Origin of the sequence: Luteimonas sp. MC1572, assembly GCF_016615815.1 — a bacterium.
Lineage (GTDB): Bacteria > Pseudomonadota > Gammaproteobacteria > Xanthomonadales > Xanthomonadaceae > Luteimonas.
In genome coordinates this window covers 831,166-849,206 of the sequence record NZ_CP067112.1, presented here as the reverse complement: position 1 = coordinate 849,206, position 18,041 = coordinate 831,166, and the positions used below count along the sequence as shown (strand labels likewise).

At 69.0% G+C, this 18,041-nt stretch carries 17 protein-coding genes and 1 tRNA gene; 8 read left to right on the top strand and 10 right to left on the bottom strand.

What is annotated here, in order from left to right; all coding sequences use genetic code 11:
* The first annotated feature begins 1 nt into the window (after position 1).
* On the top strand, positions 2 to 691 hold the full coding sequence (locus JGR64_RS03880; RefSeq protein WP_199375253.1) for a response regulator transcription factor: 690 nt from the start codon (positions 2 to 4) through the stop codon (positions 689 to 691).
* Positions 688 to 2,055, top strand: coding sequence for a HAMP domain-containing sensor histidine kinase (locus tag JGR64_RS03875; protein WP_199375252.1), 1,368 nt, complete (start codon positions 688 to 690; stop codon positions 2,053 to 2,055). The genes JGR64_RS03880 and JGR64_RS03875 overlap by 4 nt, the downstream gene beginning before the upstream one ends.
* Here JGR64_RS03875 and JGR64_RS03870 read toward each other — a convergent pair.
* A complete protein-coding gene (locus JGR64_RS03870; protein WP_199375251.1) occupies positions 1,959 to 3,173 on the bottom strand; it encodes an FAD-dependent oxidoreductase in 1,215 nt (404 codons plus the stop codon). The two genes, JGR64_RS03875 and JGR64_RS03870, sit on opposite strands and share 97 nt — an antisense overlap.
* A 125-nt stretch (positions 3,174 to 3,298) precedes the next feature.
* On the opposite strand from JGR64_RS03870, the gene JGR64_RS03865 reads away from it, so the two are divergent.
* The 3 genes from JGR64_RS03865 (at position 3,299) to JGR64_RS03855 (ending at position 5,844) form a co-directional block, all read left to right on the top strand.
* Entirely contained in the window at positions 3,299 to 4,198 is a 900-nt protein-coding gene (locus tag JGR64_RS03865; protein WP_199375250.1) for a prolyl oligopeptidase family serine peptidase, read from the top strand.
* A gap of 760 nt (positions 4,199 to 4,958) precedes the next feature.
* A complete protein-coding gene (locus tag JGR64_RS03860) occupies positions 4,959 to 5,105 on the top strand; it encodes a hypothetical protein (protein WP_199375249.1) in 147 nt (48 codons plus the stop codon).
* 70 nt (positions 5,106 to 5,175) lie between these two features.
* Complete coding sequence (locus tag JGR64_RS03855; protein ID WP_199375248.1) at positions 5,176 to 5,844, top strand: hypothetical protein; 669 nt, start codon at positions 5,176 to 5,178, stop codon at positions 5,842 to 5,844.
* Positions 5,845 to 6,092: 248 nt separating this feature from the next.
* Here the strand turns inward: JGR64_RS03855 and JGR64_RS03850 are convergent, their stop codons facing one another.
* The 4 genes from JGR64_RS03850 to JGR64_RS03835 form a co-directional block, all read right to left on the bottom strand.
* The gene (locus tag JGR64_RS03850; RefSeq protein ID WP_199375247.1) at positions 6,093 to 7,310 is read right to left on the bottom strand and encodes an RtcB family protein; all 1,218 of its coding nucleotides are present in this window, start codon (positions 7,308 to 7,310) and stop codon (positions 6,093 to 6,095) included.
* 54 nt (positions 7,311 to 7,364) lie between these two features.
* A complete protein-coding gene (locus JGR64_RS03845) occupies positions 7,365 to 8,486 on the bottom strand; it encodes a slipin family protein (protein WP_199375696.1) in 1,122 nt (373 codons plus the stop codon).
* Between the two features lie 288 nt (positions 8,487 to 8,774).
* Positions 8,775 to 8,842, bottom strand: a tRNA-Gln gene (locus tag JGR64_RS03840).
* Between the two features lie 556 nt (positions 8,843 to 9,398).
* Complete coding sequence (locus JGR64_RS03835; protein WP_199375246.1) at positions 9,399 to 9,824, bottom strand: YchJ family metal-binding protein; 426 nt, start codon at positions 9,822 to 9,824, stop codon at positions 9,399 to 9,401.
* Between the two features lie 125 nt (positions 9,825 to 9,949).
* Here JGR64_RS03835 and JGR64_RS03830 point away from each other — a divergent pair, with 125 nt between their 5' ends.
* The 3 genes from JGR64_RS03830 to JGR64_RS03820 all read left to right on the top strand — a co-directional run bounded on the left by JGR64_RS03830 (position 9,950) and on the right by JGR64_RS03820 (position 11,729).
* Positions 9,950 to 10,471, top strand: coding sequence for a type 1 glutamine amidotransferase domain-containing protein (locus JGR64_RS03830; protein WP_199375245.1), 522 nt, complete (start codon positions 9,950 to 9,952; stop codon positions 10,469 to 10,471).
* Positions 10,472 to 10,546: 75 nt separating this feature from the next.
* Positions 10,547 to 11,020: a hypothetical protein gene (locus JGR64_RS03825; protein ID WP_234446995.1), complete on the top strand. Its 474-nt coding sequence runs from the start codon at positions 10,547 to 10,549 to the stop codon at positions 11,018 to 11,020.
* Between the two features lie 136 nt (positions 11,021 to 11,156).
* Positions 11,157 to 11,729: an NADPH-dependent FMN reductase gene (locus JGR64_RS03820; protein ID WP_199375243.1), complete on the top strand. Its 573-nt coding sequence runs from the start codon at positions 11,157 to 11,159 to the stop codon at positions 11,727 to 11,729.
* 4 nt (positions 11,730 to 11,733) lie between these two features.
* On the opposite strand, the gene JGR64_RS03815 is transcribed toward JGR64_RS03820, so the two are convergent.
* The 5 genes from JGR64_RS03815 to JGR64_RS03795 are packed head-to-tail and all read right to left on the bottom strand — an operon-like array spanning position 11,734 to position 18,040.
* Entirely contained in the window at positions 11,734 to 12,228 is a 495-nt protein-coding gene (locus JGR64_RS03815) for a TspO/MBR family protein (RefSeq protein WP_199375242.1), read from the bottom strand.
* 59 nt (positions 12,229 to 12,287) lie between these two features.
* On the bottom strand, positions 12,288 to 12,929 hold the full coding sequence (gene pdeM, locus JGR64_RS03810; RefSeq protein WP_199375241.1) for a ligase-associated DNA damage response endonuclease PdeM: 642 nt from the start codon (positions 12,927 to 12,929) through the stop codon (positions 12,288 to 12,290).
* A complete protein-coding gene (locus JGR64_RS03805; protein ID WP_233348402.1) occupies positions 12,913 to 15,405 on the bottom strand; it encodes a ligase-associated DNA damage response DEXH box helicase in 2,493 nt (830 codons plus the stop codon). The genes pdeM and JGR64_RS03805 overlap by 17 nt, the downstream gene beginning before the upstream one ends.
* Before the next feature lie 26 nt (positions 15,406 to 15,431).
* Positions 15,432 to 17,045 carry an ATP-dependent DNA ligase gene (locus JGR64_RS03800; protein ID WP_199375239.1) on the bottom strand — a complete coding sequence of 538 codons (1,614 nt, stop codon included), beginning with the start codon at positions 17,043 to 17,045 and terminating at the stop codon, positions 15,432 to 15,434.
* Positions 17,045 to 18,040: a ligase-associated DNA damage response exonuclease gene (locus JGR64_RS03795; RefSeq protein WP_199375238.1), complete on the bottom strand. Its 996-nt coding sequence runs from the start codon at positions 18,038 to 18,040 to the stop codon at positions 17,045 to 17,047. Before JGR64_RS03795 ends, JGR64_RS03800 begins: the two co-directional genes overlap by 1 nt.
* Position 18,041 lies beyond the last annotated feature (1 nt).

The following is an 18,041-nucleotide window of genomic DNA, read 5'->3' as shown; positions in this document are numbered from 1 at the left end:
CATGCACCTGCCCGCGCTGCGCATCCTGGTGGTCGAGGACAACCCGGTGCTGCGCGGGAACCTGGAGGCGATGTTCGCCGACAGCGGCATTGCTGCCAGCTTCGCCGCCGACGGCCTGAGCGGGCTGCAGGCGGCGCTGGCCGATCCGCCCGACGTGCTGGTGCTCGACCTCGGCCTGCCCGGCCTCGACGGCCTGCGCGTCTGCGAGCGCCTGCGCGCGCAGGCCGATCGCCACATTCCCGTGCTGATGCTCACCGCACGCGATGCGCTGGACGACAGGCTGCTGGGCTTCCGCAGCGGTGCCGACGACTACCTGGTCAAACCGTTCGCCGGCGCCGAACTGCTGGCGCGCTGCCTGGCGCTGTCGCAACGCCACCGCGCCGGCACCCCGCACGTGCTGCGCATCGGCAGCCTGGGCATCGACCGGCGCAGCGGCGTGGTGCAGCGCGAAGGCCGCACCCTGCACCTGCAGCAGACGGCGCACCAGCTGCTGCTCGCACTTGCCGAGGCCTGGCCGCGCACGCTGACCCGCAGCGAGCTTGTCGAACACATCTGGGGCGACGCCCCGCCCGACTCCGATCCGCTGCGCACGCACCTGTACATGCTGCGCCAGGCACTGGACCGCCCGTTCGCGGTGCCGATGCTGAAGACGGTGCATGGCGTCGGCTTCCGCCTGGAGGCCGACACGTGAGCAACACGACGCGTCCGCGCCGCCGGCTGCGCCACCGGCTGATGGTCGCCTTCGGCGGATTCGCCCTGTTCGTGGCCGCGCTATACGGCTTCTACGTGGTGCTGTTCGTCTACGTGGTCGAAGACCGTTTCTTCCATGGCCTGCTGCAGCAGGAAGCGCAGGCGCAGCTGGCGCACCACGCCGCGCACGGCGAGTGGACGCGCCCGCAGCTGCACTTCATCGCGGTGCATGCCGATCCGGCCACCCTGCCCGACGGGCTCGGCACGTGGCTGGCCGAGGAGCCTTCGCGTCGCGAGTTCCCCGGCAACGACGGCCGCCACTACCACCTGCAGGTCCTGCAGCCAGCGGCGCCGGCTGCACCGGCGTGGCTGGTGGCCGAGGTCAGCCAGCAGCTGGCGGTGCGGCCGATGCGCAGCGGCATCCTGCAGTGGCTGGGCGTGTCCAGCCTGGCGGTGCTCGCGCTGGCGCTTGTGCTCGGCGCCTGGCTGGCCCGGCGGATGACCGCGCCGCTGTCGCGGCTGGCTGCACTGGTCGATGAGGCCACGCCGTCGCGGCTGCCCGCTGGATTCTCGGATGCCTTTCCCGACGACGAGGTCGGCACGCTGGCGCGCGGGCTGGAGCGCCTGATCGCGCGCATCGACGACTTCGTTGCGCGCGAACGCGAGTTCAGCCGCGACGCCAGCCACGAACTGCGCACGCCGCTGGCGGTGATCCGCAGCGCCTGCGAACGCCTGGCTGCGCGCGACGGCCTCGATGTCGAGTCACGGCTTCAGCTCGAGCATGTCCGCCAGTCCGCACACCAGCTCGAGCAGACGGTCGCCACGCTGCTGGCGCTCGCGCGCGAGGAGCACAGCGCCGAGGCCGCCAGCGATGTCGCCGTGCTGCCCCTGCTGGAGCGCGTGATCGTCGACCAGGCGCCGCTGCTGGATGGCCGTGCGGTGGAGGTGCGGCTGGATGTAGCGACCGGCACGCGCGCGCACTTGCCGGCGACCGTGCTGCACATCGTGCTGTCGAACCTGGTGGGCAACGCCTTCGCCCACACCCGCGACGGCCAGGTCGTGATCGACGTGGACGGCGACTGGCTGCGCATCGCCAACCCCGGCGATGGCATCGCGGCAGATGCGTTCCAAGCCTTCGCCAAGGGCGAGGCCAGCGCCGGCTTCGGGCTGGGCCTGGCCATCGTGCGCCGGCTGGGCGAGCGCCACGGCATCGCCCTGCGCTTCGACACCGATGGCGAGGGCACGGTCGCCCGGCTCGCACTGACTGCTCAGCCCTCACCGCGCCCGAACGAGAACAACTCGGCCAACGGATGCCTGCGCCGCTCGATCAGCGCGCGCACCAGCCCGGCGCCGATCATCGAATAGGTGATGCCGTTGCCGCCGTAGGCCATGGCGAACTGCACGCGCGGGCCGTGCTGCGGGTGCGGACCGAAGAACGGCAGGCCGTCGCGGGTTTCGGCGAAGGTGCCGGCCCAGGAGAACGCCGGCCGCAGCGGCAGGTGCGGAAACAGGGCCGCGGTCTTGTCCAGCAGCTTGCGCGCCTTCTTCTCCACGCGTGCGTCGCGTCGCGCCGGCACGTCGACGCTGTCGTCCTCGCCGCCGACCAGCAGGCGCCCGTCGCCGGTGCTGCGCATGTACAGATAGGGGCGCGCCGTCTCCCAGACCATGGTGTCGACCAGCGGGCCCAAGGCGTCCTTGTCGATCGGGTCGGTGATCACGGCGTAGCTGCTGCGATCGGCGGCGACGCGCTTGCGCAGCCACTTCTGGCTGGCGTAACCCGCGGCGATCACGACGTGCCCGGCACGCACCGCGTGGCCCTCGGCGGTGGTGAGGAGCACGTCGCGCGAGCGCGGCTGGATGCTCTCGATGGTCGTGCGGTCGAACACCGCGCCGCCACTCTTGCGGAGCCGCGCGAACAGGCGGTAGGCCATGCGGTAGGGATCCATGCGCGCGGCCAGCCGGCTGAGGATGGCGGCAGGCGCCTCGAAGCCGAACTGCTCGCGCACCGCATCCGCCTCCAGCCACGCCACGTCGAAGCCGTGGCGCTGGCGCAGCGCGAATTCCTCGCGCAGCGCGCGTGCATCGCGGCGACGGCTGGCGTAATACAGGCTTTCGGCGCGCGCGAAATCCACGTCGCGCACCTCCGCCGCCTTTGCCTGCAGCATCGGGATGGCCTCCGCGCAGGCGCGGTAGGCGAGCACTGCGTTGTCCTCGCCGTAACGCCTGGCCAGGTCGACCATGTGCGTGTCGATCTCGTACTGCAGCAGCGCCGTGCTGGCGGCGCTGCTGCCCCAGCCCACGTCACGCTGCTCGAACACCGCCACGTCATGCCCGTGCGCGGCCAGCTCGTCGGCAAACAACGCCCCGGTGATGCCGCCACCGATCACCGCCACGTCGCAGCGATGGTCCGCCTGCAGCGGCGGGAACGCGTGCAGCAGGCCGTTCTTGACCGCCCACCAGGGGTAGCCGCTTTTCAGGTCCATCGGGGTGCAGCTCGCAGTCGGGATGCCGGGGCGTCCATGACTGCATGGCCGTGCGAGAAGAACCGGTGAACTCGATCTCCAGACCAGGCCTGCGACCCTTCCATATTGCGAGCTACCATCCGCGGATGACGGACGACCTCACTACGATGCTTCGCCAGCGCCTTGGGCTGGCCGACCCTGTCCCTGTGGAATTCCAGCGAGGCGACGCTACCGAGGCCGACGGATTCACCCGTGAAAGGATCGAATACCGCGGACTCGAAGGTGATCCCATCCCGGCGTTCCTGTTCACGCCCAACGGGCGCGGCACGCTCGGTGGCGTGGTTGTCTTCCACCAGCACAACGGCGAATTCCACTTCGGCAAGAGCGAGGTCGCCGGCGATGTGGGCGACGCGTTCCAGGCCTTCGGGCCGGCGCTCGCGCGCAGGGGCGTCGCGGTCCTGGCCCCGGACGCCATCACGTTCGAGGATCGACGGGGCGCAGTTCACGGGGTGGAGCCGGATTACTACGACTGGCTCCAGCACTACAGCGCCATGAGCTACCGGCTGCTGGATGGCGACCTGCTGATGAGGAAGTGCTTGGATGACGCCCAGCGCGCCCTGAGCGTCCTGCTCCAGGCCGCTGACGTGGACGAGCGACGCGTGGGCGTGGCTGGGCATTCGTACGGTGGCTACACGGCGCTCTACCACGCGGCCGTCGATTCGCGATGCCGGTTCGCATGCATCAGCGGTGCCGTATGCAGCTTCGAGACCCGCCGCCGGGAGAACACCGGGATCACCCTGTTCGAGGCCGTGCCCGGGCTCGCCCGCCAGCTTGAAACGCACGATCTCCTTTCAGCCATCGGACCCCGGTCGACACTGGTCGTATCGGGTACCGGCGACAAGTACTCACGCGATGCGGACCAGGTCGTGGCCAAGGTCACCGGCGACTTCATCACCGAGCTCCGCGTGGACAGCGGGCATGCGCTTGATCAGGAGAGGTTCGATGCGATCGTCGAGTGGATTTTCGAACGCGTATCCGACACCTGAAGAGAAACACCTAGCGTCCACGAGCGGACATCACGTTTCGGCACACCACAATGAGCATGTGGAACGCCAGCAATATCAGACGTTTGCGTTAGAGGCGCTCGCAGGGGTTTCGGTACAGGGCGGGGACTCGTCACCACCTGCTGCGCAAGCGAGGGGGCACGGGGGGAGGCCGCAGCGTCCGCTTGATTGATGCCGCTTCGGATTTTTGTGCGAGCTCGGGCGCCTCTTGCCCTTGAATACGTTCCAGGCGACCCCCAAAGCCACTTCTTGGGGAGTAATGCAAGAGGGGGCCGCGGCTGGCGCGACTCGCGCCAAGACTCTCGTTCAGATGCGGAAGTTGGCTTTATTCGATCATTTAGTGTTCGATGTCTTCTTTGGCCACTACATGTTGTGGTGCCTAAAATGCTAATGAACGGATTCTGTGGTAGCCTGAGATTGTGCGTTCCATTCCAGTTTGAACCTCAGAAACGAAAACGCCCTGCACATGGCAGGGCGCTCGCTACAGCTCACCAGCAATGGAGGTAGACCCGCAGACCAATCCAACTGATCACGGTGTCCGACGAATCGGACGGTGGAAGACCTTCAGAGCTGCTTTGTCTTGGCAGACGCGGAAGTATAGGCCTACTAGGGCCGCTTTCGCAAAAAGCAATCTGCGGGTCTTCCACCTCTCCGGCCTCACGGCCGCTTCCCGCTCCCTCTTTGGGTGAGGGGAGTGATTTCGTTGGAGTTGCAATGACTTCCAACAACAGAGGTAACGCCAATGGCTGACAAGAAGATCACTCAGTACCGCAGTGCCGAGTCCGGCGAGTTCGTAACCAAGCAGTACGCCGAGCAGCACAAGTCGACCACGGTCAAAGAGCGCAACAGTGCTCCGAAGCCGTCACCGTCGAAGCCAAGCGGGAAATGAGTAAGCCGGGGGGCGGCCGCGAGGCCGCCCTCCGTCCATCCGTAGATTGCTCGAAGGAAAAACAACAACCATGAGTGCGATTCCCAAGTTCCCTCCCCAGATCCACCACGACACTCCGCCTCGCCTGTCCGTGCCCACGGCCGCGCGATTCCTGCGCCTGCCTGCCGTCGAACAGTGGAACATGCTGCGCGAGCAGAAGTATCCCAAGCGGGCACCGCAAGTTTTCAAACGACAGTTCTACGGCGTTGCACGCCAGGGTATTCGTCGGATGCTCGACGATGGCATGGCGGGCTTGATCCAAGCTCGCGCCGCCGCGGAAAGCATTCCTGAGGCGCCGCGCCGAGAACATACCTTGCGGGTGCTGGAGAGCTTTGCGTCATCGGGCCACATGGCCCGTCAGTTGCGCATCGCGATCAACAGGCAGTACCAGTTCGATGTAAATGGTTTGGAGCTCAGGCTGTCTCCGGACCTTTTTGCATACGAGGGAGACGAACAGCGTTTCATCTACTTCAATCTCAAGGCGGAGCAGTACGACCCTGAGGCTGCAAAGATGACGCTAGAGATCGCGCATTGGCTGTTGGAGCAGGTGGGCGTGAAAATCGCGCCTCGGCAGATTGAGTTCGTCGACCTCTTCACCGGCGTGCTCTACAAGATCAGTCGCCGACGCAGCAGGACGATCAAGCTCTTGAGCGATAACGCGAAGTTGATTGAGCGGATGTGGCCCGCGATCGAACCTTGACCTGATCCGCGACGTCAACGCGCCCCGAAAGGAGTCGGGGCGCGTTACGTAGGTGTACTAGTCAGGTGTACTAGATGTCTTCGCCAGCACTTTCGTAAATGCGTGATTTGCAAAGCGAATCTAAGATTGGTGTCGGAAATAGGATTCGCCCATTCCCTTTCGAGCCCACCTCGGGTCGTAAGCGGACAAAGCATTCTCACGTTGCAATGCAGCGGGAAAGAAGTTGCCCCACCTCGACCGGGCCATCCCTAACCCTTGACGCACACCACCTGCCGCAAGGTATGCACCACCTCCACCAGATCCGCCTGCGCCGCCATCACCGCGTCGATGTCCTTGTAGGCCGCAGGCGACTCGTCGATCACGCCCTGGTCCTTGCGGCATTCGACATGTGCCGTGGCCTCGCGGTGCTCCTTCAGCGTGATGCTCGCGCGCGCCGCGGTCCGGCTCATCACCCGCCCGGCACCATGACTGCAGCTGTGGAAGCTGTCGTCATTACCCAGCCCGCGGACGATGAAGCTCTTCGCGCCCATGCTGCCGGGAATGATGCCGAGCTCGTCCCTGCCCGCCCGCACCGCACCCTTGCGCGTCACGAACATCTCCTCGCCCCCGTGCACTTCCTTTTGCACGTAGTTGTGGTGGCAGTTGACGGCCATCGCCTGCAGCTTGAACTTCGGAAGCTCCGCACGCATCGCGTGCAGCACGCGCTGCATCATCGCCTCGCGGTTGGCGCGGGCGTAGTCCTGCGCCCAGCCGACGGCCTCCACGTAATCGTCGAACAGCGCCTCGCCTTCCATGAAGAACGCGAGGTCCTTGTCGGGCACGTGGTAGCCGAGCACGCGCTTGCCCAGCTCCTCGCGGGCCAGCTGGATGAAGTACGTGCCGATCAGGTTGCCGGTGCCGCGTGAGCCCGAGTGCAGCATCACCCACACGGCTTCGCTCTCGTCGAGGCAGACCTCGATGAAGTGGTTGCCGCCGCCGAGCGTGCCCAGCTGCTGCTCCACCTTGTCGAGGCGGATCCGCGGATGCCTGGCCTTGATGCGCTCGAGCCGCTGCCACAGGCCGGAGCCGGCCAGCGCCGACTCGACGCTGTCGGGCGTCTTGCGGTGGTTGCCGCCCGGGCCGTTGCCGACGGGAATCGCGCGCTCGATCGCCGAGCGAAGCCGCGCAAGTGAATCCGGCAGGTCGCGCGCGTTGAGCGTGGTGCGTACCGCGGCCATGCCGCAGCCGATGTCGACGCCGACCGCGGCGGGGATGATCGCGCCGCGCGTCGGCACCACCGAGCCCACCGTGGCGCCGATGCCCAGGTGCACATCGGGCATCACCGCGACCCACGGCCCCACGAAGGGCAGGCTCGCGATGTTGCGCAGCTGCTCATGCGCCTTGTCTTCCAGCTGCACGCCGCGGACCCAGCCCTTGATGGGGGTCTCGCCTTTGCGGTGCAGCCATTGGTAATTCGAAGTGTCCATGTGGTCCATTCCTTGAAGGACCCGCGCGCCCGTCCATTGGGCGCGCGGGTGTTGTTACTTCAGCGTCACGAGTTGCTTGACGACGCCATCCAGGCCGCCGAACACGGTCAGCCGGTCGATCTTTTCCGTCACCTTTTCCAGGGCTTCCAGCTCCTTCAGGCGCATCAGCACCGGGCTTTCCTCGATCAGCTTCGCGGTGTTGAGCAGCGAGCGCGTGGCATTCGCCTCCTCGCGGCGGCGGATCACGTTGGCCTGCGCCAGCTTCTCCGCCTGCACCACACCGTTGAGGATCTCGCGCATCTCGCCCGGCAGGATCACGTCCTTGACGCCGACACCCAGCACCTCGATGCCGAGCGCCTCCACGCGGCCACGCACATGGCCGAAGATCTCCGCGTCCAGCGTGGCCTTGTCGCCGAGCAGCTCGTCGAGCGTCTTGGCGGCCACGGCCTTGCGCAGGCCGTACTGCAGCTCGCGGTACACGTAGTCGCTGTACTTGGCCACCCGCGTACGCGCGGCGACCGGGTCGGTCACGCGCAGCGAAGCAGCCAGGTTCACGCGCAGGCTCACCTTGTCACGGGTCAGCAGTTCCTGGCCGGAAACCTCCATGGACTGCACGCGCAGCTCGATGGTCTCCACCGCCACGTTCTTCTGGAAGTTCCAGAAGGCGTAGCTGCCGGCGCCGAGCACCTGCTCCAGCGTGTTGTCGACGAACACCAGGCCCGCAGACTCCACCGGCACATCGAGCACCACCGCCACGCGGCCCAGCATGCCGAGCTGGCGCAGACGGCGCGTCACGTCGGGCGCGACGCGCAGGCCTTCGGCAAGCGAAGCCTTCTCGACCTCGACCTGCACCAGGCCAAGCCAGTGCAGCTTGCGCAGGCCCGGCGGCAACACGTCCTCGAGGCGGCCGTTCCTCGACACCAGCCCGACTTCGTCCATGCCGATGTCGGCCAGCACGAAGGTCCCGTCCAGCCTGGTGCCGAGCGCGGCGATCAGCGCATCGACGTCGTCGCCGGCGTAGTCCGGCTTCCGGATGTCGTGCACGACCACGTCCAGCTGGTCGCGCCACGCGAACAGGCGATGCACGCCCGGCGCGAGGACGCGCTCGAAACGACGGTTGCGATACACCAGGCCGCGCTCAGCGTCGCCGATCACGACCCGACGGGTCCAGTACATCATGGGTTTTCTCCTTGTACGGCCGGCGGAAGAAGTGGGAACGCCCCTGGCAGGTAGCGGGCGGGCGGCCGATGCTTGCGATGGCGTCTGCCGTGGATCCATGGCCGCGCCCGTATCGGCACGCGCCCGCTTTTCCACGTTGTCTGCCACCGCCAGGACGCGGTGCCGGCGCGTTACCCGCTGCGTGCTTCGTTGCGCATCGCGATCCACTGCGACGCATGGCGGAACAGGCACGGGACGTTCCCGGTTTCGGGCTTGCGCCCTTTTGCTGATGACAATCAGCGATCGTTGGAGCGGGATTCGAACCCGCGACACGTGGAAACAAAATCCACTGCTCTACCCGTCTGAGCTATCCAGAGGTCAACGTGCGGGACTCGCACGTTGTCGCAGTCGCCTCGAACCGGCATCGGCATGCGCCACGGCAATGCCGCGCGCACCGGACGGGACACAAGCCCGTACCGCTGTCACCGATCGAGATTCGACTGCGCATTGCCGCCTCTTTCGAAACGGCAATTCATTTGCGTTGCCCCGCTACCGCGGTGCCCGCGTGTGTTGGACGTCCTTTGCGAACGCAGAAACGAAAATGCCCCCGGCATGGAGTCCGAGGGCATTCGCAGTGCCTCGGAAGATCGGGGTGACCGATCTCCCGTGGAGGAGTCGGTCAGGCCTGGTATGCGCCTTCGTACGCGAAACGCGCGCGCCGGCCCGCATCGCGCTTTGGCAGCGATGGCAGCAGGCGGTCGGCTATGCGGTTCTGCGTGGACATGATCGAAGTACGACTCGAATGAGGGAACGGGTTGCGTGGCTACGCAACGGGAGCGCACCTTACTCGCGGCAGTGCACGCGCGCAAGCGAAATGATGACATGACGACGAACGGTCACCATCCGCAACCAGGCGGTGGGCGCAGCCCGCTATGCAGACACCTCGCCATCCACATACACCCAGCGCCCATCGACGCGCTCGAAGCGGCTGACCTCGTGCATGCGGACCGCCGGCCTGCCGTGCACCTTGTAACGCGCCACGAGCTCCACGATCGCGGTGCCGTCGCCGTTGTCGACGTGGCGCTTCACGTCCAGCCCAAGCCAGCGCAGGCCGGGTGTGTCATCAAGGTCGAGTTCCGCAGGTCGCGTCTCGGGATGCCAGCTGTGCAGCAGGTAGTCGCGCAGGCCGAACACATACGCGCTGTAGCGCGATCGCATCAGGACCTCGGCGGTGGCGGCCGGCGCGCGGCCGTCGTGGATCGGCTGGCAGCAGGCCGCGTATGTGGCGCTCGGGCGGCAGGGACAGGCTTGCGACGACGCTGCACCCACATCGGCGCCCGGCTTCAAGCGTTTCATGCATCGGCCCGAACATTGGAGATGACGGAAGAATACGGCGAACACGCGCCCGCAGCCGACCGGATTCACCACGGCAAAACCCCCGCGGAGGCAGACTTCCGGCTCCCCCGCCCCAGGACTCCCCCATGGCCAAGCGCATCGCCATCCTCGCCACCAATGGCTTCGAGCAATCCGAACTCACCGGTCCGCGCGATCGCCTGTTGGCCGCCGGTTTCGACGTCGACATCGTCGCTCCCGAATCCGGCGAGATCCGCGGCTGGAAGGACAAGAACTGGGGCGACACGGTGGATGTCGATGTCACGCTCGACAAGGCCTCCCCGGACGACTACGCCGCCCTGGTCCTGCCCGGTGGCGTGATCAATCCGGACAAGCTGCGCATCAACAAGGCGGCGGTGGCTTTCGTGCGCGCCTTCGACGCCGCCGGCAAGCCGCTTGCCGCGATCTGCCATGGCCCCTGGCTGCTTGCCGAGTCCGGCGCGGCCAAGGGCCGCGAACTCACATCGTGGCCGTCGGTGCGCACCGATCTGGAAAACGCCGGCGCACGCTGGAAGGATGCGGAGGTCGTCACCGACGGCCACATCATCACCAGCCGCAAGCCCGACGACATCCCGGCCTTCAGCAATGCGGTGATCGCCGCGCTGCGTTGACCGGTTCGCCCAGGAAATCGCGCGGACGGAAGTTGTAGTCTGCCTCCGGCCCGGCTCGCCTCCAGAGCCGGCGCCTTGCGATTGACCTGCAGGCAACCCGGCAAGCGCGCCTGCTCCCAGGCCGCCCGGGATTCACCGCAAAGGAGCAATGCAATGAATCCGGACGAAACGATGGGCATGCTGCAAGCCGCCGCCGGCTTGTTCACCTTGGCGGCTCTTGGCGGCCTGGCGATGGCCGCGATCCGCTTCGGCGGCACACGCAATCCGCCGGCGTGGCTGGCGATGTTGCACGGATTGCTGGCTGCCGCAGGCATCACCTTGCTGGCCTATGCCGCGCTGATGGGCGATGTGCCTTCCTCGGCTCTCATCGCCTTGCTGCTGTTCCTGGCGGCGGCGGGTGGCGGCTCGGTGTTGAGCCTGGCCTACAAGTGGAAGCAGCTCCTGTTGCCGTCGTGGCTTGTGCTCGCGCATGCACTGCTGGCGGTGGTCGCATACGTCCTGCTGCTGCTGGCTGTATTCGGAAACGCATCGGCGACAGCAGGCAGCTGACCCCGCTGCGTGGCGGGTAGCGACGGCGCGGGGGCCGGCAATCACCGGCCCCTTACACGACGGCGCGAAAAATGGCGGCTCGGCATGTGCGCAGAGCAGTGGCCAAAGCGGCCATCCGTACTGCCCGGAGCAGACGATGAAGACCTACAACGTGGGATACCTGATCGGCAGCATCGCCAAGGACTCGATCAACCGTAAGTTCGCCAATGCGCTGTTCAAGCTGGCCCCGTCCCAGCTCAAGTTCGCGGAGATCTCCTACCGGGACCTGCCGATCTACAGCTACGACTATGACGCCGACTATCCTGAAGCCGGCCGCAAGTTCAAGCAGGCGATCAAGAGCTCGGACGCGATCCTGATCGTGACGCCGGAGTACAACCGCTCCATTCCCGGCGGCCTCAAGAACGCCATCGACTGGGCCAGCCGCCCGTGGGGCACCAACTCCTTCGCCAACATTCCGTCAGGCGTGATCGGCACCTCGCCAGGTGCGATCGGCACGGCCGTGGGCCAGCAGCACCTGCGCAGCATCCTCGGCTTTCTCAACTCGCCGCAGATGAACTCGCCGGAGGCCTACATCCAGTTCAAGGACGGGATGATCAACGACGCCGGCGAGATCGCCGATGCATCCACGGCGAAGTTCCTGGGCGACTACCTGGAGGAATTCCACCAGTTCATCGCGCGTGTGTTGACGGTACTGCCGCGCGACGCCTGACGCATCAACCGAGCAGCTGCGGATTCATGCGCCACGCGGCATGGTTGAGGAACGCAGCGAACGTGACCCATGCGAGATACGGCAGCATCAACATGCCGGCAAGCGGCCGCACGCGCCAGAACAGCCAGGTGGTGGCCGCGATCACCAGCCACAACAGCACGATGTCGGCGAACGCCAGCCCGCCCATGCGCCAGGCGAAGAAGCACCACGTCCACAACGCGTTGAGCACCAGCTGCACCAGGTACAGCGTCAACGCGACGCGCGCGCCCTGCCAGCCCGCGCGCCGCCAGACCATCCACGCCGCCAGCGCCATCAGGATGTACAGCAGCGTCCACACCGGGCCGAATACCGAGGCCGGTGGCGCCCAGGTGGGCGTCGCCAGCTGGGCGTAGAAATCGTCGGAGCGCACCGACGCCGCGCCGCCGATGGCCGCGGTGGCGAAGGTCACGGCGGCCCAGCCTGCGAGGCCGGTCCAGGGATGCTGCGTACGTTCGGTCATGGCGTGGTGGCTCCGCTGTGGTGACGCGCGACGCTACGCGATGCGCCGTGGTGCGCGGGTCAAGGCGCATTCACGGCAAGCACGCCACCGGCGCATGCCACCCAGTGGCGCGCGTCGTCCAGCCGCTGGCCGCCGGTGAACGCGGAAAACGCCGGCAGCACCGACTGGTGCGCGTCGAGCGCGAGCGCGGGATGGCGCCCCGGCAGACCCGGCAGGCGCGCCACGGGATGCACGTGCCCGCACAGCACATGTCCGGCCGCGGGCCCGGGGACGTCGAGCGGATGGTGGCGGAACCGGAACGGGCCATCGCGCACGTCGTCGGGCAGGCGCACCACGCCCACGGAATCTGCCAGCAGCGATCGGTCGTGGTTGCCGGCCACCACCGCGGCCACGCAGCCGGGGTGCGCGGCAAGCAACGCGCGCCAGGCGGCGTCGACCTGCGGCTGGTGCCGCCCATGCAGGAAATCGCCGAGGATCCACAGCTCGCGCGCCTCCGAGCGCTGCAGCAGCGCGTCGATGCGCGCGAGGTCGTGCGCGGTGCCGCCGCTGGGCACGGCGATGCCGGCCGCGCGCAGGATGTCGCCCTTGCCGAGGTGCAGGTCGGCGATCAGCAGGCGGCTGCGCGCCGGCCAGTACAGCGCGCGGTCCGCGTACAGCCGCATCGGCTCGCCGGCGATGACGAGTTCAAGCACGTCGGGCATGGCGCTTCTCGAGCTGTGCCGCGGCGCGCTGCACGCGCGTGCGCCAGTCCTCGCTGCTGAGCTGGCCGCGCATGGCGTCCGCCCACAGCGGGAACGCCAGCGGCGTCAGGCTGCGCGGGGTGCGCAGGTCGAGCGTGCGGTCGCGACAGCGGCGCAGGGTGTCGCCGAGGCGGCGCACGTCGAGCTGCGCCTCCAGCACTTCGCGTTCGGCCTGCGCCAGCAGCATGTGGCCCGGGTCGTGGCGGCGCAGCACGTCGAACAGCAGGCCGCTGGACGCCTGCAGCTGGCGCAGCGAGCGGATCGCGCGGCCCGGCAGTGACGGCGGCAGCAGGCCGGCGACGCGGGCGATGTCGCGGAACTGGCGGCGGGCCAGCTCGGCGATGTTGAGGCTGGCGTGCAGGTCCTCGAGCAGGCCATCGGGCGAGAGCATGCGCGCGAGCAGCGCAGCGTCCGGCCAGGCTTCGGCCTGCGCGCTCAGCACCAGGCCGTAGTCGTTCATCGCCCAGGCGAAGGTGTTGGGTGCCTCGCGTGACCAGCGCAGCGCCAGCAGCGGCGCCAGGCCCTCGTGCACCGCGCGGCCGGCGAACGGAAACACGAACAGGTGCCAGCCCTGCCGCGTCTTCACCGCTTCCACCAGCAGCGTGTCGGGCGTGGGCAGCGCAGAGAGACGTGTCTGCAGTGCCAGCAGCGGCGACAACGCGCGCATCTCCGGACTCGCCGGTGGCTGCGCCAGGGTCGCTTCCACCTCGGCGGCCAGTTCGCTGGACAGCGGCATGCGCCCACCCTGCCAGCGCGGCACCATGCCGTCGTTGCGCGTGGCCAGGCGCACGTAGGCGGTCATGTCCTTCAGCTGCACCAGTTCCAGCGTGCGGCCGGCGAACTGGAAGCGGTCGCGCGGCCGCAGGCGCGACACGAACGCCTCTTCCACCACGCCCAGGTGCCCGCCTTTCATGTAGCGCACCTGCACGCTGCCATCGCTGGTGATGGTGCCGATGGACAGGCGGTGGCGGAACGCGACGCGGCGGTCGTGCACGCGGTAGCTGCCGTCAGCGTCGCGCAGCACGCGGCGGTAGTCGGGGTAGTGCTCGAGCGCACCGCCGCCGCGCACGACGAAATCGAGCACCGCCTGCCAGGCCACGTCCGGCAGGTCGGCGAATGCATGCGTGCCACGCACTTCCGCCAGCAACGCGTCTGCATCGAAGCCGCCGCCCAGCGCCAGGGTGACGCAGTGCTGCGCCAGCACGTCGAGCGACAGCCGTGGCGGTGGGCGCGCTTCGATGCGGCCGCCGGCGAGCGCATCGCGTGCGGCGGCATATTCGGCGAGCTCCAGCGCATGCGTGGGCACGCACACCACGTGCCCGGCCTCGCCCGGCCGGTGCCGCGCGCGGCCGCCGCGCTGCAGCAGGCGCGCCATGCCCTTGGGGCTGCCGACCTGCAGCACCTGGTCCACGGCCGGGAAGTCGACGCCGAGGTCGAGGCTGGAGGTAGCCACCACGCAGCGCACGCTGCCGTCGCGCAGGCCGGCCTCGGCGGCGGCGCGCAGCGAGGCGTCGAGCGAGCCGTGGTGCAGCGCGAGCGTGGCCGGGTCGTCCAGCCACACCGCCTGCAGCGCGCGGTGCCAGAGCTCGGCCTGCGAGCGCGTGTTGGTGAACAGCAGGCTGCTGCGCGCGCGCTGCAGCACCGCGGCGACGCGCTGCAGCTGCGACAGGCCGAGGTGGCCGGCCCAGGGGAAGCGCTCGCCCTCGGCCGGCAACAGGGTTTCCAGCGTCATCTTCCTCGGCCTGGGCGCGGACAGGATCGCGGCGCCCGGCGCATGCGGCAGCAGCACGTCGCGCGCTTCGTCGAGGTTGCCGAGCGTGGCCGACAGCCCCCAGGTGCGCGCCGCGGGCGCCAGCGCGCGCAGCCGCGCCAGGCACAGCTGCAGCAGCACGCCGCGCTTGTTGCCGAGCAGTTCGTGCCACTCGTCCACCACCACCGCGCGCACGCCGGCCAGCAGCGCGCCGGCATCGGGATACGACAGGGCGAGCGCGAACGATTCCGGCGTGGTGACCAGCACGTCGGCGAGGCCCTGGCGCGCCAGGCGCCTGTCGCGCGCGCTGGCGTCGCCGGTGCGCATGGCCACCGTCCACGGCACGCCGAGCGCGGCGATCGGTTCGCGCACGGCGCGCACCGTGTCCACCGCCAGCGCGCGCAGCGGGGTGATCCACAGCACGCGCAGGCGCGGCGTGGCCGGCACGCCGGGGCGCGCGCGCTTCGGTGCGGTGGTGTCGCCGAGGCGCAGCGCTTCGAGCAGCGGCCCGCCGAGCGCGGCCAGCGTCTTGCCGCTGCCGGTGGGCGTGACCAGCAGGCCGGATTCCCCGGCGAGGTAACGCCGCCAGGCCTCGCGCTGGAACGCCGCCGGCCGCCAGCCCTGCGCGGCGAACCACGCCGACAGCGGCGCGTCGGCGCGGCTGCGTGCAGGCGTCTTCGCGCGCATCGGCGGCGAACGCGCTGCGTCCGCCGTCATCGCGCCAGCGCCCGCAGGCTGTCCAGGGTGTCGGCCTCGCGCGCCAGCTTGTCCTCGCGCCAGCGCAGGATGCGCGGGAAGCGCACCGCGATGCCCGACTTGTGCCGCGCCGAGCGGTTCACCCCCTCGAAGCCGAGTTCGAACACGTGCATCGCCTCCACCGAGCGCACCGGCCCGAAGCGCTCCAGCGTGTGCGCGCGGATCCAGCGGTCGAGGCGCAGGATCTCGGCGTCGTCGAGGCCCGAGTACGCCTTGGCCACCGGCACCAGCGCGTCGCCGTCCCACAGGCCGAAGGTGTAGTCCGTGAACAGCGTGCTGCGCCGGCCGTGGCCGGACTGGGCGTAGATCAGCACCGCGTCGATGGCGAGCGGATCGATCTTCCACTTCCACCAGTCGCCGCGCTTGCGGCCATGGCGGTAGGGCGAATCGGCGCGCTTGAGCATCAGGCCTTCGACGCCGCGGTCGCGCGCTTCCCCGCGCAGCGTGGCGGCATGCGTCCAGTCGTCAGCCACGACGCGCGGTGACAGCGCGAGGCGCGCCGGATCGGCGTCGGCCAGCACCCCGGCGAGCAGCCCGCGACGCTCCGCCAGCGGCCGCCCGCGCAGGTCCTCGCCCTCCAGCTCCAGCAGGTCGTACGCCAGCACCCGCGCGGGCGCGGCGGCCAGCGACTTCGGCCCCGGCTTGAGCCGCTGGATGCGGGTCTGCAGCGCACTGAACGGCATCGGCTCGGCACCGCCGGGCTGCCAGGCGAGCAGTTCGCCGTCGATCACGCAGTCGCGGCCCAGCGCGGCGGCCGCGGCCTCGATCTCGGGAAAGCGCCCGTCCATGCGCTCCTCGCCGCGCGACCACAGCGCGACCCCACTGGCGCGGCGGATCAGCTGCAGGCGGATGCCGTCCCACTTCCACTCCAGCAGCCAGTCGTCGATGACGCCAAGCGACCCGGCCTCGGCCTCCAGCGGCGACGCGAGGAAAAACGGATACGGCAGCGCGGCATCACCGGGCTGCGCGTCCGGCGACAGCAGGCCTTCGAGGAACGCCGCCGACGGCGCCCAGCGCCCGAGCATGCGCTGCGCGATGAGCGCGATGTCGACGCCGGAAAACTCCGCCAGCGCCTGCTGCACCAGCCCCTGCGACACGCCCACGCGCAGCGCGCCGGTGAGCAGCTTGTTGAACACCAGGCGCTCGCCGAAACACAGGCTGCGCCAGGCATCCACAACCACCTCGCGCCGCGCCTCCGGTGTGTCGTTGGCGATCGGTGCGAGGCGCAGCTCGATCCAGTCGGCCAGGGCGATGTCGCCGCCGCCCTGCGCGCCCGCCGGCGGATCGTCCAGCAGCAGCGCCAGCGTTTCCGCCAGGTCGCCGACCTGGTGGTGGCAGTCCTCGACCAGCCAGTCGGGCGTTCCGCTCTCCTCGCCGATCCACGCGCGCAGCTCGCCGGTGGCGGCGATCTTCGCGCGCGCGCCGCCGATCTTGCCGCCGGCCAGCAGCCAGATCGCCCATGCGGCATCGCGCGGCGGCGCATCGCGGAAGTAGTCCGCCAGCGCGCGGCGCTTGTCACCGGTGCCGGTGCTGCGGTCGAGCCGCTCGTAGAGCGCGGCGAAGCGGCGCATCAGTCGTCCTCGCCGTAGCCCGTGGCGAACACGCCGGTGTGGATGCCGCGGTCGTTGAGCACGCGCACCAGCGCGTCGGTGTCGCCGTGGGTGGCGATCACCCGGCGCGCGCCGGTCTCGTGCGCGGTGCGCAGCAGTGCCGGCCAGTCGGCGTGGTCGGATACCACGAAGCCGCGGTCGTAGTTGCGCCGCCGGCGGTTGCCGCGGATGCGCATCCAGCCCGACGCGAAGCCCTGCTGCGCGCGCTTGAAGCGTCGGATCCACGGGCTGCCCGCTGCCGACGGCGGTGCCAGCACCAGCTCGCCGGCGAACGCCGTGCCGCGCGCCTCGTCGGCCACGCGCCGGGTGTCGAGCATGGCCACGCCGGCCTCGCGGTAGACCTGCACGCCCGCATCGATCGCGCCGTGCACGAAGGCCGGGCGATCGGTGTGCGCGGCGAGTTCGGCCAGCACGCGCTGCGCCTTGCCGAGTGCGTAGCAGTACAGGATCGCGGCCTCGCCGTTGGCCGCGCACTCGTCGCGCCAGGCGACGATGTCGGCGGCGACGTCGGCGGCCGGCGTCCAGCGATAGATCGGCAGCCCGAACGTCGCCTCGGTGATGAACACATCGCACGGCACCACTTCGAACGGCAGGCAGGTCGGATCCTGGTCGCGCTTGTAGTCGCCCGAAGCGACCCAGGTTTCGCCATCGACTTCGATGCGCACCTGGGTGGAGCCGAGCACGTGGCCGGCGGGATGGAACGACACCAGCGCGTTGCCGATGCGCACGCGCTCGCCCAGTGCGTGCACGCGGTAATCCTGGTCACCCAGCCGCCAGCGCAGGATCGGCAGGCCCTGCTCGGCCACGTGGTAGGTGCCCATGCCGCTGCGCGCATGATCGCCATGGCCATGCGTGATCACCGCGCGCGGCACCGGGCGCGACGGATCGATATGGAACCCGCCGGCGGGGCAGTACAGCCCCTCCGGCGTGGAGACCACCAGGTCGCCGACCGGCATC